Annotated in this window: 13 protein-coding genes; 5 read left to right on the forward strand and 8 right to left on the reverse strand. The window is 59.9% G+C overall.

Annotated features, from left to right (window positions below; all coding sequences use genetic code 11):
• Positions 1 to 47 precede the first annotated feature (47 nt).
• The gene (locus WMC41_RS30805; RefSeq protein ID WP_432349908.1) at positions 48 to 941 is read right to left on the reverse strand and encodes an ABC transporter permease; all 894 of its coding nucleotides are present in this window, start codon (positions 939 to 941) and stop codon (positions 48 to 50) included.
• Positions 938 to 2,050, reverse strand: coding sequence for an ABC transporter ATP-binding protein (locus WMC41_RS30810; protein WP_432349909.1), 1,113 nt, complete (start codon positions 2,048 to 2,050; stop codon positions 938 to 940). The genes WMC41_RS30805 and WMC41_RS30810 overlap by 4 nt, the downstream gene beginning before the upstream one ends.
• Positions 2,051 to 2,253: 203 nt before the next feature.
• Here WMC41_RS30810 and WMC41_RS30815 point away from each other — a divergent pair, with 203 nt between their 5' ends.
• The 5 genes from WMC41_RS30815 (at position 2,254) to WMC41_RS30835 (ending at position 7,587) form a co-directional block, all read left to right on the forward strand.
• A complete protein-coding gene (locus WMC41_RS30815; protein ID WP_288083572.1) occupies positions 2,254 to 2,940 on the forward strand; it encodes a GntR family transcriptional regulator in 687 nt (228 codons plus the stop codon).
• A gap of 98 nt (positions 2,941 to 3,038) precedes the next feature.
• On the forward strand, positions 3,039 to 4,358 hold the full coding sequence (locus WMC41_RS30820; RefSeq protein ID WP_432349910.1) for an aspartate aminotransferase family protein: 1,320 nt from the start codon (positions 3,039 to 3,041) through the stop codon (positions 4,356 to 4,358).
• 26 nt (positions 4,359 to 4,384) lie between these two features.
• Positions 4,385 to 6,100: an acetolactate synthase catalytic subunit gene (locus WMC41_RS30825; protein ID WP_432349911.1), complete on the forward strand. Its 1,716-nt coding sequence runs from the start codon at positions 4,385 to 4,387 to the stop codon at positions 6,098 to 6,100.
• Entirely contained in the window at positions 6,097 to 6,873 is a 777-nt protein-coding gene (locus tag WMC41_RS30830) for an SDR family NAD(P)-dependent oxidoreductase (protein ID WP_272809617.1), read from the forward strand. The genes WMC41_RS30825 and WMC41_RS30830 overlap by 4 nt, the downstream gene beginning before the upstream one ends.
• Before the next feature lie 12 nt (positions 6,874 to 6,885).
• The gene (locus tag WMC41_RS30835) at positions 6,886 to 7,587 is read left to right on the forward strand and encodes a winged helix-turn-helix domain-containing protein (protein ID WP_432349912.1); all 702 of its coding nucleotides are present in this window, start codon (positions 6,886 to 6,888) and stop codon (positions 7,585 to 7,587) included.
• Here the strand turns inward: WMC41_RS30835 and WMC41_RS30840 are convergent.
• From WMC41_RS30840 to WMC41_RS30865, 6 genes are all read right to left on the reverse strand, one after another.
• Positions 7,576 to 7,794, reverse strand: coding sequence for a hypothetical protein (locus tag WMC41_RS30840; RefSeq protein ID WP_272809619.1), 219 nt, complete (start codon positions 7,792 to 7,794; stop codon positions 7,576 to 7,578). The genes WMC41_RS30835 and WMC41_RS30840 overlap by 12 nt on opposite strands.
• 295 nt (positions 7,795 to 8,089) lie before the next feature.
• Positions 8,090 to 10,204, reverse strand: a complete 2,115-nt coding sequence (locus WMC41_RS30845) for a type IV secretory system conjugative DNA transfer family protein (RefSeq protein ID WP_432350215.1) — start codon at positions 10,202 to 10,204, stop codon at positions 8,090 to 8,092.
• A gap of 5 nt (positions 10,205 to 10,209) precedes the next feature.
• Positions 10,210 to 11,208, reverse strand: a complete 999-nt coding sequence (gene virB11, locus WMC41_RS30850) for a P-type DNA transfer ATPase VirB11 (RefSeq protein WP_432349913.1) — start codon at positions 11,206 to 11,208, stop codon at positions 10,210 to 10,212.
• Positions 11,205 to 12,626 carry a type IV secretion system protein VirB10 gene (gene virB10 / locus WMC41_RS30855; RefSeq protein ID WP_432349914.1) on the reverse strand — a complete coding sequence of 474 codons (1,422 nt, stop codon included), beginning with the start codon at positions 12,624 to 12,626 and terminating at the stop codon, positions 11,205 to 11,207. The genes virB11 and virB10 overlap by 4 nt, the downstream gene beginning before the upstream one ends.
• On the reverse strand, positions 12,623 to 13,408 hold the full coding sequence (locus WMC41_RS30860; RefSeq protein ID WP_432349915.1) for a TrbG/VirB9 family P-type conjugative transfer protein: 786 nt from the start codon (positions 13,406 to 13,408) through the stop codon (positions 12,623 to 12,625). The genes virB10 and WMC41_RS30860 overlap by 4 nt, the downstream gene beginning before the upstream one ends.
• On the reverse strand, positions 13,405 to 14,112 hold the full coding sequence (locus WMC41_RS30865) for a virB8 family protein (RefSeq protein WP_432350217.1): 708 nt from the start codon (positions 14,110 to 14,112) through the stop codon (positions 13,405 to 13,407). Before WMC41_RS30865 ends, WMC41_RS30860 begins: the two co-directional genes overlap by 4 nt.
• Positions 14,113 to 14,271: the final 159 nt, after the last annotated feature.

The following is a 14,271-nucleotide window of genomic DNA, read 5'->3' on the forward strand; positions in this document are numbered from 1 at the left end:
CCCGGTGGAGACCGAGTTCACCGGCGATTGCGCGTCGTGTACTTTGATTAGTGGACACCGTTGAATCCTTTGTTGTGCGACAGCGCTTTGCGGAAGACGACGACAAGAAGCAGCGTCACGGTCACAAGGACGGTGCTGAGAGCGGCTGCAAATGGCCAATCAACGGCGACGAGTGTCTGCTGCCCGATCAGTGTTGCCATCATCATGGAGTTGGGGCCGCCGACGAGCGCCGGCGTGATGTAGAACCCGAGGGCCAGAACGAAGCACAGGATCATTCCAGCAAAAACGCCGGGTAGGCTGAGCGGCAGGGTAATCAGGAAAAAGGACCGCACAGGACTGGCACCAAGATTGGCGGCTGCCCTGGTTAGATCGGCCGGCAAACTGCGGAGCGTTGCCTGGATAGGCAGGATCGCAAATGGCAGGAGCACATGTGTCATGGCAAGGATGACGGCACCTTGCGTATATATGATCCGGATGGGACCGTCAGTCAGGCCCATACCTTGCAATAGATCGTTGATCGGGCCGTTGCGCTGGAACAGTACGACCCATGCGTAGGACCGGACAAGGACGGAGGTCCACAGGGGAACGAAGACGCATGCCGTGACGATCAATGCAGCCTTGCGCCTTAGCCGCGACATCGCCATTGCGATGGGATAGCCCAGCACGAGGCAAAGGATGGCGACGACCGCTGAGATCAAGACCGTGTCCACGAGCACTTCCATATAGAGCGGATTGTGTGTCATGCGCAGATAGGGTTCGCCAGCATCGGCGAAACTGAGCAGCACAAGGTGGAGGACCGGATACAGGAACCCGATGGCCAGCAGCGACAGAAGCGGCAAGACAAGAAGCAGAGATAGGCCAGGCGGGTATAATTTTGCCGAATTGCCCCGACGAATATACACAATCCAGGATGACAGTCTGTTCTGGGCAGTCGTACTCACCGTGCGCCCTCGCTCGCTGCAGAAAAAAGACGGGCATGCTCCGGTGCAAAATCGAGGCCGACGAGAGCGCCACGCTCGGGAGCCGGATCGATGGCAGGCAATTGCACGCGCACAATTGCGTCGCCGTGGGCCGCAATGCGCACGAGCGCAAATAAAGAAGCACCCGCGAAAACAACAGAATCGACCGTGCCCTCGAGAGGTGACTCCCGATCCCATTTCGAACGGCGCAAACGAAGATGTTCCGGACGCACGCCCAGGCGCAAAGCCTGCGCGATCGCCGGACGATCCCCGGATCGATTGCCGGAAATGGTGATCGGAGATGACGAGCCTTTCACAACGACAATGACCGACGTATCGTCGGAGGAAACAACGCTGACGGGCAGGAAGTTGATGGAACCCACAAAGTCGGCAACGAAGGCGTTTGCCGGATTTCTGTAGAGTTCGTCGGGCGCACCAATCTGCTGAAGGCTGCCGCGATGCATGACCGCGACGCGGTTCGACATGGTCAGCGCTTCCTCCTGGTCGTGCGTCACATAGACAACGGTCGCGCCAACCGTTTCGTGAATGCGCTTGATTTCCAGTTGCATGGACTCGCGCAGCTTTTTGTCGAGTGCGCCGAGCGGTTCATCCATGAGGATCACGGGTGGATTGAAGACGAGCGCTCTTGCGACGGCGACACGCTGCTGCTGACCACCCGAGAGTTGGTGAGGATATCGATGCTCAAGCCCGCCGAGTTGAACGAGGTCGAGCATTTCGGTAACGCGCTGGCGCCCCTCCGCCGAGCGAGATGATTTGCGCATCCGCAAGGGAAACTCGATGTTTTGCCGAACGGTCATATGCGGAAAGAGGGCATACCGTTGGAAAACCATGCCGATGTCACGGCGATGGGGTGCTGCGGCAGTGATGTTCTTCGTTGCGATATGAATGGACCCGGAACTGGGATGCTCGAAGCCAGCGATCATCGTCAGCAAGGATGTTTTACCGGATCCCGATGGACCCACGATAGAGACGAACTCTCCCGCATGAATTTCCAGCGAGGTGTCTATCACAGCCTCGACTGCCCCGTACCGCTTCGAAATGTTCGAGAGCGTTAAGTTCTTTCCGATCAACGTGTTCTCCCAGATTTATGTGCCGGCTTGCGGCATGGCGGCGGTCTCTTGGTTTGGATCCGCATTGTGGAATGGCCGGCGCAAACGGTGTGACATCCGTTGCGCGAGACGCTAATGTTGATGCGACATAACTTCGCAAAGTCTTTACATTTGCCGTTTTGTTGCAACAAAAATTATCGCTGTCAACCATCTTGAGGTGTAAATTGATTGATGAGCATCACAGTAGCGCGAAATCCGGCCTAGGCCCGCGATTGGGAGATTCGGCTTATGAGGCGCTAAAGGACAGGATTAGCCGCGGCGTCTATCGACCGGGAGACAAGCTGACGGTGCGTTCGGTCGCCGAGACCCTTGGCGTCAGCTCGACCCCCGCGCGTGATGCAATCAATCGCCTGGCCGCCGAAAATGCCCTGGTCTATGCAGGCCCGAAGACGGTCATTATTCCGATCCTCTCTGAGCGCGACCTCAAGGAGGTGACGGTTATCCGTATCGCGTTGGAGGGGCTGGCGGCGGAGGAGGCTGCGACCAGATGTACTGCCGATGACCTTTCTACTCTTAAGTCATTGCAAGATATGATAAATGATGGCTTGGAGAAGCGGGATTACGCTTCTGTTCTGTGGCACAACAAGGAATTCCACTTCCTAGTCTATGCCCGCTCTGGGCTGCCGCACCTGGTCGACCTGATCGAGGCGCAATGGCTGCGGGTCGGCCCCTCCTTCTATGGCCTCTATCCAGAATTTGCGGAAGAGAAATACGGCGTGCGCAACCATGAGATGGCGATGGATGCAATCCAGGAGCGCGACTGTCGCGCATTGCGCGCGGCTTTCGAAGGCGACATTCGCACCGGATACCTCCGGCTGCGCAGTGCGTTGAGGGCCCGTGTTTCGCAATAAGGCAGATTTTTGTTGCGCCGCATTGACATGACGATATTTTGTTGCAACAAAAATGCGAAGTTTTCACAAAGTTCGTATTTTGTAGCGAAGGTAGTCAAATGCTCACAGAAATCGCAGCCGGCGACGCCGTTGCGCTTTGCCGCTCGTCGCAACTCTTTGCACGCGGACAAAAAGTCTTCCCGGCCGGTGTGACTCGCGCAACCATCGACAGGGAACCTCATCCAATTTATGTGGCGAGGGGCGAGGGGGCCTATCTCGTCGATGTCGACGAAGCGCGCCTTCTCGACCTCAACAACAACTTCACCACCTTGCTTCATGGCCATGGGTTCAAGCCGGTGGTGGAGGCGGTTTGCGAGCTGCTCGCGGCAGGCACGTGTTTTTCCAATCCCACACGGTACGAAATCGCACTTGCGGAACTGCTGACATCGCGTATTCCAGCGATCGAACGCATCCGCTTCGTGAACACCGGCACCGAAGCCGTGATGTTTGCAATCAAGGCGGCGAGGGCCTTTACCGGGCGTTCCGCCATCGCGCGGTTCGCCGGCGCCTATCATGGCGCCTACGACTGGGCGGAGGCCGGTCAAAACGGCTTCGATATTCGACTGGATGGTAGCCGAAACGCGCGCCTTGGATATCGCGGCGCACCCAGCGAAATCGCGAATGATGTGCTGGTGCTGGATTTCAACGACGCAGATGGTCTGGATGATACCATTGCGGCGCATGCCAGCCGCATCGCAGCGATCCTGATCGATCCCATGCCAAGCCGTGCCGGCCTCCTCGAACCCCAACCTGTTTTCATTGAACGGATCATGGACGTGGCCAATCGGCACGGCATTCTCATCATCGCTGATGAGGTCTTGAACCTTCGGCAAAGCTACGCGGGTGCATCTGCACGCTATCGCCTGAAACCGGACTTTGTGGTTGCAGGCAAGATCATCGGAGGCGGGTTTCCGATTGGCGCAATCGGAGGAAATGCGGAGGTCATGTCCGTCTTCGGGGGGGATCCCACTTCGCCTGTCGTCTCCCAAGGTGGAACGTTTTCGGCAAATCCAGTATCGATGGTTGCCGGTCTCAAGGCGATGGAAGCGGCAACCCCTGCGGTATTCGATCGACTGGAGCGACAGGGAGACTGGCTTCGCGCTGAGCTCTCGGCAGTCGCGCGCAAACATGGGGCGGCGTTCTCGGTAACCGGGGCGGCGTCTCTCCTGCGCATTCATCCGCGGGCGACACCGCCGACCACCTATGCCGAAGCCGCGCCGACACCCCCTGATATTGCCGCTATGCGCTCACTGAGCCGCCATTTCCGCGAAAAGGGAATTTTACTGCCGCATGATGCCGCCGCATGCCTTTCCACACCCATGGGCGATGATGAACTCGAACATGTCGTTGCGACATTCGAGCAGTTTCTCGTCGACTAATGCCTTTCTAATCAGGAGACCCAACCTTGAACGCCAACACTGAGACTGAAACCGTTGCCGAACGTATCGCAGCCGCGCTGAGACGTCATGGCGTCGAGACGATCTTTGCACAAAGCCTTCCGTCCGCAGTCGTTCTTGCCGCCGAGGCAATCGGCATCCGGCAAATTGCCTATCGGCAAGAAAACATGGGCGGCGCCATGGCCGATGGTTATGCTCGCGTGTCAGGTAGGGTCGGTGTGGTCGCCGCGCAAAACGGGCCGGCTGCGACCTTGCTCGTACCGCCGCTCGCCGAGGCACTGAAAGCCAGCATTCCGCTCGTCGCCCTGGTACAGGATGTCGAGCGGGATCAAGCGGATAGGAACGCCTTCCAGGACCTCGACCAGATGGCCTTGTTCCAGTCGTGCGCCAAATGGGTGCGCCGGGTTCAAGTCGAAGATCGTATCGAGGATTATGTCGATGCGGCGTTTACAGCTGCGACATCCGGCAGGCCTGGTCCAGTGGCACTCCTCCTGCCCGCCGACCTGTTGCGTGCACAGACGAAGGTTGCCGAGCGCCATAGGATAGCGCAACTCGGCTCGTGGCCCATTGATCGTTTTCGCCCGTCGGACGCGTTGATCCGACAAGCGGCAGACTGGATTGATGAAGCTGAAAGGCCGGTCGTTATCGCAGGTGGCGGTGTCCACGCCGGCGGCGCGGCGATCGCACTCGCTCATTTGCAGGATATCGCATCGCTTCCGGTCTGCACGACAAATATGGGTAAAGGCGCGGTAGACGAGCATCATCCGCTCTCAGCCGGCGTTCTAGGAGCGCTCACTGGCCCACGGTCACTCGGCAAATTCACGAAACGCCTTGTCGAGACCGCGGATCTTGTGCTTCTGGTGGGGACGAGAACCAATCAGAACGGAACCGACAGTTGGCGACAGATCCCGCCAGATGCACGGGTCATCCACATTGACGTCGATCCCAGTGAGATCGGTCGGAACTACGAAGCCCTGCGACTTGTGGGGGACGCCGGCGCCACGCTCGAAGCCCTGGCAATAGCGCTTGAAACCCTGGAACGGCGAAAAAGGCGTATGCAGCGCGACGCGGTCGAACGCGAGATCGCCCAGTGCTGGTCCAAATTCGAGGAAGAGCGCAAGACATTCTACACATCCGACAAATCCCCCATCCGGCCGGAGCGTATCATGCGAGAACTACAGCCCTGGTTGGATCACCGTCTCACCGTTGTGGCTGACGCCAGCTATTCATCCATGTGGGTTGTTGGCCAACTGCGCGCTACACATGTCGGGGCAAGATTCATCACGCCTCGTGGCCTTGCCGGACTTGGCTGGGGACTGCCTTTGGCCGTCGGCGCGAAACTGGCGCGGCCTGAAACATCCGTTGTTGCAATTGTCGGGGACGGTGGGTTCGCACACAGTTGGGCCGAGATGGAAACGATCGTCCGATCCGAAATCCCGGTGACGATCATCGTCTTGAACAATGGCATTCTCGGGTTCCAGCGGGATGCCGAAACCGTCAAATTCGGTAAGTTCACGACAGCGTGCCACTTTGCACCCGTCGACCATATGGGAATCGCAAAAGCCTGCGGCTGCGATGCTTATCGCGTCAAAGATCCCGAGGAGTTGGAGGGCATGATCGGCACGGCAATCAATTCCGGTCGGCCAACCTTGATCGAGGTCATGACGGATCCCGAGGCTCATCCGCCGTTGTCGCTCTTTGCAGCGATGGACGAGGCGGCGTGAACAGCGGGGCCGCTGCACCAGTTGCCATCGTGACGGGCGGAAGCACGGGGATCGGGCTTTCGACCGTCGCAACGCTCTTGAATGCAGGTTTCAGGGTCGCCTTCTTCAGTCACAACGCTCAGCATCTTCATCAAGCTGAGCAGGAACTGAGAGCCAGTCATCCGCCCTCTAACATCCTTGCCGACTGCGTTGACGTTAGATCGCAAGAGGCCGTGGACAGGTTTTTCTCGACGGTTCAGGATCGATGGCAGGTCATTGATGGTCTCGTGTGCAATGCGGGGATTTCGCCGAAGGGAACTAACGGCGCTGTTCCGTTTGAAGATGTCGACACGGCGCAATGGCAGGATGTTCTAAGCGTCAATCTGACAGGTGCCGTCTGGTGTTGCCAGGCGGCCCTGAAACGGATGAAGCCGCGGGGCCGTGGGCGCGTCGTTCTGATCGGATCGGTTGCCGGTAGAACGATCCCCCGGATCGCGGGTGCGCCATATGTGGCATCGAAGGCGGCAATGGCGGGCGTCGCCCGATCGATGATTGCGGCATGTCACGGAACATCGATCACCGTGAATGTTGTTGCACCCGGCCGTATTGCGACGGACATGGCAGGGGACCCATGCAGCCCTGCGAATATTGAGGCACTGGCCCGGATTCCAGTCGCGCGGCTTGGAACCGCCGCCGACATTGCTGCGCTCATACGCTTCCTCCTCTCGAAAGACGCAGGCTTTATCAACGGCGCGATCATCGACGTAAACGGAGGCGAATTCGCGCCACTTTAATCGTGGGGGAACATGGCACAAAAGGTTCTTGCGCAATTCGCGGATGCCCAACTCTTCCTATTTGTCCGACATCTCTTTGCGGTCGAAGGGTTCGAGGTCGTGCTCGCGTCGGAAAACGAGGGCGGCATAGAGAAGGGAGCGGCCGACTATGTCGCTGTTGTCGTCGATGCCGCCGCTATATCCCGCGAATCCGGCTTCGCACAGCTGCGCCGTTCGTTCCCCGAGGCAGCATTCCTTGTCTTGTCTAGGGACGCTCAGACATTCGGGGATAACCTGAGCGCCAAGGACCTTGTGCTCAACAGTCCCTTCAACCCATCGAAGCTGGTACGCTTTCTGAGGCAGCTCCGCTACGGGCGCGGCCTCCGGGACGAGGTGTCGCGAGTGGATCCGATCCTCTGCTTCGCCGATCTCGAAATGGATATCTCGCGCCTGCAGGTTTCGCGCTCGGGGCAGCACGTTGCACTCACGGCGCTGCAGTTTAAAATCTTGCGCCACATGCTCGAGCGCCCGGCGCAGGTGTGCACGCGAGAGGAATTGATCATGCATTGTTGGCCGGAAGATTCCGAAGTGGAGTTGAGGACGGTCGATATCCATCTCGGCCTTATTCGCCGAACCCTAAAGCGTCTCGGTCCCGACTTGATAAGAACCGTCAGGGGCGCCGGATATGCGCTTCAACTGCCATGCGACGCATCAAAGGGGCCGTCACGTCATTAAACGGTTCAGCACACGGCCCCAAAGTTCGCTCTCTTGTTCGTTGCCTTCAAGCCATGCGTCAAGGCCGCAGTAAGCGACCGCCATAAGCGCATTCTCCCCGAAAATAGCCCTGGCCTCTATTCCGAGGGTGGACGCTTCTGCGTTCGCGTCGAAACGTTCCGTCATTTCGGTATGGGCCGGATCATGCTCGTTCGCATCGCGTGACACATCGCTCTCCAACGCGTCCGACGATGGCTAGTCTTGGGGTGGGTGCCGGACGTTGCTGCATTTGTCGTTCTTGCAAAGTCGAACGTATGCCGTCCCTGGCGATGTCTACGGGAGACCTTAGCGCGCTTGGGTAAGGCCTGCAAGGCGATTTGCATCGATGCCGGGGTGATATCGACGCATAGTCGGCAACGCAACGATATCCAAAGCTGCAGCAAGGCACTTGAACCTGCCGCGTGCTGCTACCGCCAATCTGACATGCCGTCGGAGTGCTTAACGAAGCCGGCCGGCGACACGTTCAATCATCGGCAAGGGCGGATGCGATGTCTTCTCGCATCTTGCCCACAACCTGCTTCTTTTCAGGGGAGGTTTGCAATAGGGTCAGGATCTTTCCGATGGATTGATCAGCTCGTGCTTGCCGGTGTGCGCTTGCGTTTAATGCCGATTGAAAATCTGGAAGGCTGCCCGTCGAGGATGGGTTACTGGTTTCGTTAGGTTGCAGGACGTGGTTATATACATCAGGCAGACATCTATGTTTCGCGGCGCGCGTCAGGTTCACTGGTTGATGAATGAATACCGCACTACTCGCAGCAAACGTCGCTCCAGGTACCGACGTGGCCGGTGTGTCGCGCGTGTCTGAGGGCTCGTGTTCTGGTCGCTCAAACTTGATAGCCTCAGCTTGCTTCACGCTGTTCATAGTCGATGACGCGCGCACCGGAAGCCATGAGCGCTTTATCAACTCGCTGTCGGCATAGTACGCGTTGCGAAGGCCAAAAATTGGATGCTGGTTTCGCAGCTTGATGATGCAGCGGGTTTCGTTCATTGCGCCGAGTTCGTCCGGCCGCATAAGCGGTCGCATCGTGGTCTTATGCGACATTGTGGCTCCCTTGCGGTCGAACAGGGTCACACCGGTCGAAACCGCCTTGTCGACAGCTACTTCCTTCCGCTCGCCGAGCAGTTGCGAGACATAGCGCTGGTCCTCCGGATCTTGGGCGCCAAGGAAGATTTGTGCGCGAGCCGAATTCACCAGCGTCTGTCGGCCCTCGCGGGTATAGACATTGTCGATCGAGCGCAGGGATTGGACGAAGAACCAGCATGGAATGCCGTAGCCACCGAGGACGGTGGCGACGGTGAGGGCATTTTCCAGCTTGCCGAGGTTCTGGAATTCATCAAGCAGCACAAGCACGCGCCGCTCGCCACGCTGCATCATGTTGCGCGACATGTAATCCATGAACTGGACCATGAGCACATTGAAGATCGGCCCGATCGAAGCGATCTGCTGAATGCGGAAATCCAGATAGAGACTCATATTGTCGCGTCGCATTGCCCGGATGTCGAAGGTCGATCGCGCCGTCGCGCGTAGGATTCGATTGTTCTTGAACGGCCGCACCGCTGCGGCCAGCGACCCATAGACGCCATCGAACTGCTTACCGGCCATGACGGCGAAACGGGCGAGTGTCGTATAGGTGAAGGAGCTGATCCAGGTGGCGCGAAGCTCTGGATTGGCGACCTCTTCCAGCCATTCGCGGAGCGGCTGGTCGCCACCTTCGACCACATTGAGCACCGTGCCGAGGTTCTTGTCCTTGTCCAGAATATCAGGGTTTTCCAGTACCCATGATGTGACGCCGGCGAAGAGCGCGCGGGCGTCGGAGATCCAGTAGGCATCCCCCTTCGGCGTCGGTAGCAGCGCCGTCGCAATCGAATTGATGTCGATGTCGCGCTGGTCGGGATCGATGGCCACGAAATCCAGCGGATTATAGCATTCGGTATCGCCGTTTTCGTCGGCCGGCGAGAAGCGCAGCACGCGGGAGAATTTCGAGCGATAGCCGGCCGTCGCCTCGTAGGTCTCGCCGCGCATGTCGAGCACGACGATGCTATCGGGCCAGAGGAGGCAGTTCGGGACGATCAGCGACGCGCCCTTACCGGAGCGGGGCGGGCCGATCACGAAGCCACCGACGTCGTCGCCGTCGATCCAGAGTTTCTTCCCACCGAACAGGATGGGTTTCATGAACCGCCGCCGGCCAGACCCGCGCTGCGTGAAGCCACCCGGAACCTTGATCAGGCTACCGCCGATCCGGCCGACGAATACCCCGCCGGTCCGGGTGAGGCCAAGGCCGCGCGCCTCCAGCGGGTTGAGGAAGCGGGCATCCGTCGATTTCTTCTTGCCTGTCATAGCGGCGACAAGAACCGCGACGCCGGCGACCAGGCCAGCGGTGGCCGCCATCGCCGGCCGATGCCAGTCGCCGGCGGCGAGATCGAGCCGCGCCGCCCGATAGGATGCCAGCATATCATCCTGGAGGGCCTGGAACATCCAGGTCGAGTTGTCGAAGGCATAGTAGAGGCCGGCATAGGCGAGAGAGGTAACGAAAGCAGCCGCGGCCGCGGCGATCACCAGACCGAACAGGAAGATCACGGGGTTCAAAGCCTGTCCCCCTTGGTGAACACGATTTCAGACACGACGCGGCGGCCATCCGGCATGCGTGCGAGCTGCACCACGACGGGAATGACCTCCTTCAGGTAGTCGATGATCTCCTGCTTCTCGAGCGCAACGCCGCTCTGCATGACCATGAGCGCCAGGCGGTCATAGGCCGAGCGTGCCGAATTGGCGTGGACGGTGGTAAGCGAACCGGGATGGCCAGTATTGATGGCCTGAAGGAACGAGAACGCTTCGGCTCCGCGCAGCTCGCCGAGCATCAATCGGTCTGGACGCATGCGCAGCGAGGCTTCCAGCAGCTCCTGCGGCGTCACCTTTGAGCGGCCCTGGTCGCCCTTCGAGGCGAGCAGCGCGACAGTATTCGGGGTGACCGGCTTCAGTTCCCGCGTGTCCTCGATGGTGACGATGCGCTCCTCTTCCGGCACCTCTTTCAGCAAGGCGTTGAGAAACGTGGTCTTCCCGGTCGACGTACCGCCAGAGACGGCAATCGAAACCCGCGAGCGCACGGCCGTCCGAAGAAACAGCATGGCGTCGACGTCACCCTGCATCATTGCCGCAAGCTCTTCTTCAGCCGCCGAAAGCGTCAACTGCCGGCCGATCTTGGTGTCTTCGAATGCGCCGCGGTTCCTGTAAACCTCCAATCCGATGTCATGGATGACCTGCTTGCGGATGGAGATTGCCCCGCCGTGAGGGGCAGCCGGCGGCAGCACGCACTGGAAACGTTCCCCGGTCGGGAGCGATGCTGACAGGATAGGATGCTCTTCATTGACGACCTGGTTGGTGGAGCCGGCGACGCGCTCGCTCAGCGTCCGTATCCATTCGGCGGAAAATTGGGCATCGTTAATACGCTCCATTCCGCCGACGCCGAGTCGCTCGATGAACAGCTCGCCGGGACGATTGACGGAAATTTCGGAGACGCGCTCATCCGAAAGAAACGGCTTCAGACGCTCCAGCGCTTTGTCGAGGAAAGGGAACTGCCTCATTTGTAGACCGGTGCGGCAGGGTAGTAGGGCGTCGGATCGATATCGCGGCGGATTTGCCCGCCACGCTTCAAGCGCATCATCTCCTGCCTGACCGGATCGGCATAGAACGCGGAGAAATCCAAATCGCGGCGCAGATAGACGATGATCGACTCGCCCTGGGCGACATAGATCGTCGGGGGGATCTTCGAGCTTTCCTTGAAAGACTCGTTGGCGATGTCCTGGAGGATGGCCGATGACTTCTCGGCGGCGATCGAGCGCGCTTCGGCCGCCGTGCGGCTCGGCTCGGTCGTGATTGTCGTGACCGCGCCGGTGAGCGGGTCGACCGTCGAGATCGAGCGGGCGCTTTCCGTCGCGGTGTCGCCAAGCGCAGAGACATATTCCGCAGCGCCACCGATGACCGACAACATGATTGCGGAGCCGAACCGCTCCCAGAAATGCGTGTCGATTTCGCCTGTGAGCCCTGCGCGGCCAAGGGGGTCTGCGCCGGGGGAGGCGATCTCGACCGAAACGCCGTCCGAGCGGATGACGCGAGACCAGACGATGAAAATTCTCTTCTGGCCGCGTGCCAAGCCGGATTTGTATTCGCCGACCAGGCGGGAGCCCTTTGGGATCAGAATGCGTCCGCCGTCGAGCGAGCGCACATCCTCGCGCACGACGGCACGCACCATGCCCGGCAGGTCGGTGTTGATGGCCGTCTCAAGGAAACCCCGGATCATCGTGCCTTGGGCGACGAGCGCATCCGTCCGATCGAAGCGGGTGGCCCTGACGATGCCGGCGGTCTGCTTTTCCGATTGTGCGAGAAACGCCTTGTTGGCATCGCTCTCCGCGCCAGGGACAGCGACGAGCTGGCCGTCATCGGCGATCGTCACCGACTGGTCGCCGGCTGCCAGGCTTTCGCGGCCGGAGCCGTCGACGATGATCTGATCCGAGCGCAGCCGCTCCCAGCGCGCCTTCTCCTCGTCTTCCCGCCGTTTGGCCTCAAGCTCGGCAAGGCGGGCTTCCTCCTCGGCACGCCGACGCGCTTCTTCCATGCGAAGCCGCTCTTCCTCGGCACGGCGACGGGCCTCCTCGATCTGCCGCAGCTTTTCGAGATCGTCGCCCTGGCTGACGGTGACGTCGACATCAGCAGATTCCACCGGCTTCTTCTCGGCCGAAGGAAGCTGCACGAGGTTGGGGTCGGCCGCCTGCTTCACCGGCTCCTCGGGAAAATTGCGGATGCTGGAGTTTGATGTTTCGAAGGTCTCACCGGTGCCCTCAGTCAGATTGGAGGTTTGGGGGCCGGTCGGCCAATTGACATAGGCGAGGACGCCGGCGCCGACGAGAAGCAGCAGGGGGAGGGCGAGCTTGCCGAGGCGGCCGTTGCGGTCGCTCGCAACGCTGCTCTGTCCGTCGAGATGGTCAAAGTCGATCTTGCTCATCGCTGGCGGGTCTCCTTGCGATCCAGGCTCTTCGGCCCGTAAGCGTCCTCGATGAGGTCGAAGGACCGGCGATTGGCCTGCCGGTTATAGAGGCAGAGCCATTTGTCGCCGGCGCGAAGGGTGAACTGCCCGGCGATCTTGTCGACCACCACGTATTTGCCCTGGGTTCGCAGATTGACGAGGGATTCCTGTCGCTTGCCTTCAACGACGAAAATGGCGGGGATTTCGTCGGGAAACTCCAGATACATGTGCGTGCCGTCGTCAAAGGCGACGCGCGGCTTCAGGCTCGTGTCGCCCTTGAACACATAATCGTAGTTCAGGCGGCTTGGATCGAGATCCTTGAGGAGCGGATCCTTGGCGCTCTCCTGCGCGGCGGCCAGCAGCCGGGCGTTCACATCTTCGTCCGGATATTTGAACCGCACCTGGAATGCCGCGCGCAGGTCGGCCGCGGCCGAGCCTTTAAGAAGCAGGGCATAGACGCGCTGGTTGGTGACGATGTTGACGTTGGTCTCGGCGTTTTCACGCAGCGGCTTCACGAACAGGATGCCGGAGCCCTTCTTCGGCACAATCGACCAGCTGGCCGTGTCCCCCGCCGAGATCGTCTCGATCACCTCGGAGCTGCCAAGCTGGATCATCGTCGAGACGCCGAGGCCGGCGGGCACGGTCACAACGGCGTTGTTGTTGAAGGTGATGTAGCGGATGCGCGGATCGGCAGCTGCGGAAGCGTTCGCCGCGGTAAGCAGCGCCAGGGTGGCGAGGGTGATGAGAGATGTCCGCATCATCGCGCCGCCTTGTCTGCCGGCAGCACTTCGGGCAGAGACTCCTGGTCGCGCCTGTATTCGACAACCTGGAAGCCAAGGGGATTGTCGAAGCGATATTCATTTTTCATCGGCGCCGTCGTGTAGCGGAAGCGGACAACGGAAACCCAATGCTCACGGCGAAGGCTGTTGTCGCGCCGCGTCTCGGTCGAGAAACGGACGGTCGCAGTCGAGGCGTTGAGGAATGACACCGACTTGATGGTCACGGCGATGCGGGTGTTGCGGCCGAGCGCCTTGTCCTTCGATTGCGGGTTCGAAGGCTCGAACTCGTGACGGAGGTCCGCCGCGGCCGGTCCGGTCGAATAGAGCTGCGCGAGATCGTAATTGTCCTTTAGCGCACGAGGATCATAGGTCTCACGCGCCCGGATATAGCGCACGATGTTCGCCGTCTTGATTGCGTCGTTCTCGGAAAGCTTGCTCTCGTTGAGCGAGCGTGCGACTTCGACAAAGCCGGTGGTCTTGTCGGCGACCACGACCACGGCCTCGAACTGCTTCAGCGGAACGAGGAGGTTCAGGGCGGAGAGGTTCAGCAGTGTCGAGATGCCGGCGACCGTTGCCACGGTCCAGGCGATTTTCCGGGAGCGGCGCTCCTTTCGATAAAGCTCCGCCTCCCAGGAAGCACCGGCTTTCCAGTAGGAGGAGAGATCGACCGGAGGGGTTTCAGGCATATTCGCGGCGGGCTCTGCGTTGCTCATTTGGGCTTCCGATAAACCGCCAATCACGACGGAATAAAATATAGTTTATTCATCAGGCCGAGCGATCACCTCTACCGACCAAATCGGTGCTGGGGCGAGGGCTGGGTTGCGTGGATTGCTGGAGCGATCAGC

It is taken from the genome of Shinella yambaruensis, from assembly GCF_050859155.1.
Lineage (GTDB): Bacteria > Pseudomonadota > Alphaproteobacteria > Rhizobiales > Rhizobiaceae > Shinella > Shinella yambaruensis.

Bases quoted from the DNA above. Each gene is read 5' to 3' on its own strand.
- WMC41_RS30820 (WP_432349910.1), top strand. From the start codon at position 3,039: ATGCTCACAGAAATCGCAGCCGGCGACGCCGTTGCGCTTTGCCGCTCG.
- WMC41_RS30865 (WP_432350217.1), bottom strand. From the start codon at position 14,112: ATGCCTGAAACCCCTCCGGTCGATCTCTCCTCCTACTGGAAAGCCGGT.
- virB11 (WP_432349913.1), bottom strand. From the start codon at position 11,208: ATGAGGCAGTTCCCTTTCCTCGACAAAGCGCTGGAGCGTCTGAAGCCG.
- virB10 (WP_432349914.1), bottom strand. From the start codon at position 12,626: ATGAGCAAGATCGACTTTGACCATCTCGACGGACAGAGCAGCGTTGCG.
- WMC41_RS30860 (WP_432349915.1), bottom strand. From the start codon at position 13,408: ATGATGCGGACATCTCTCATCACCCTCGCCACCCTGGCGCTGCTTACC.
- WMC41_RS30835 (WP_432349912.1), top strand. From the start codon at position 6,886: ATGGCACAAAAGGTTCTTGCGCAATTCGCGGATGCCCAACTCTTCCTA.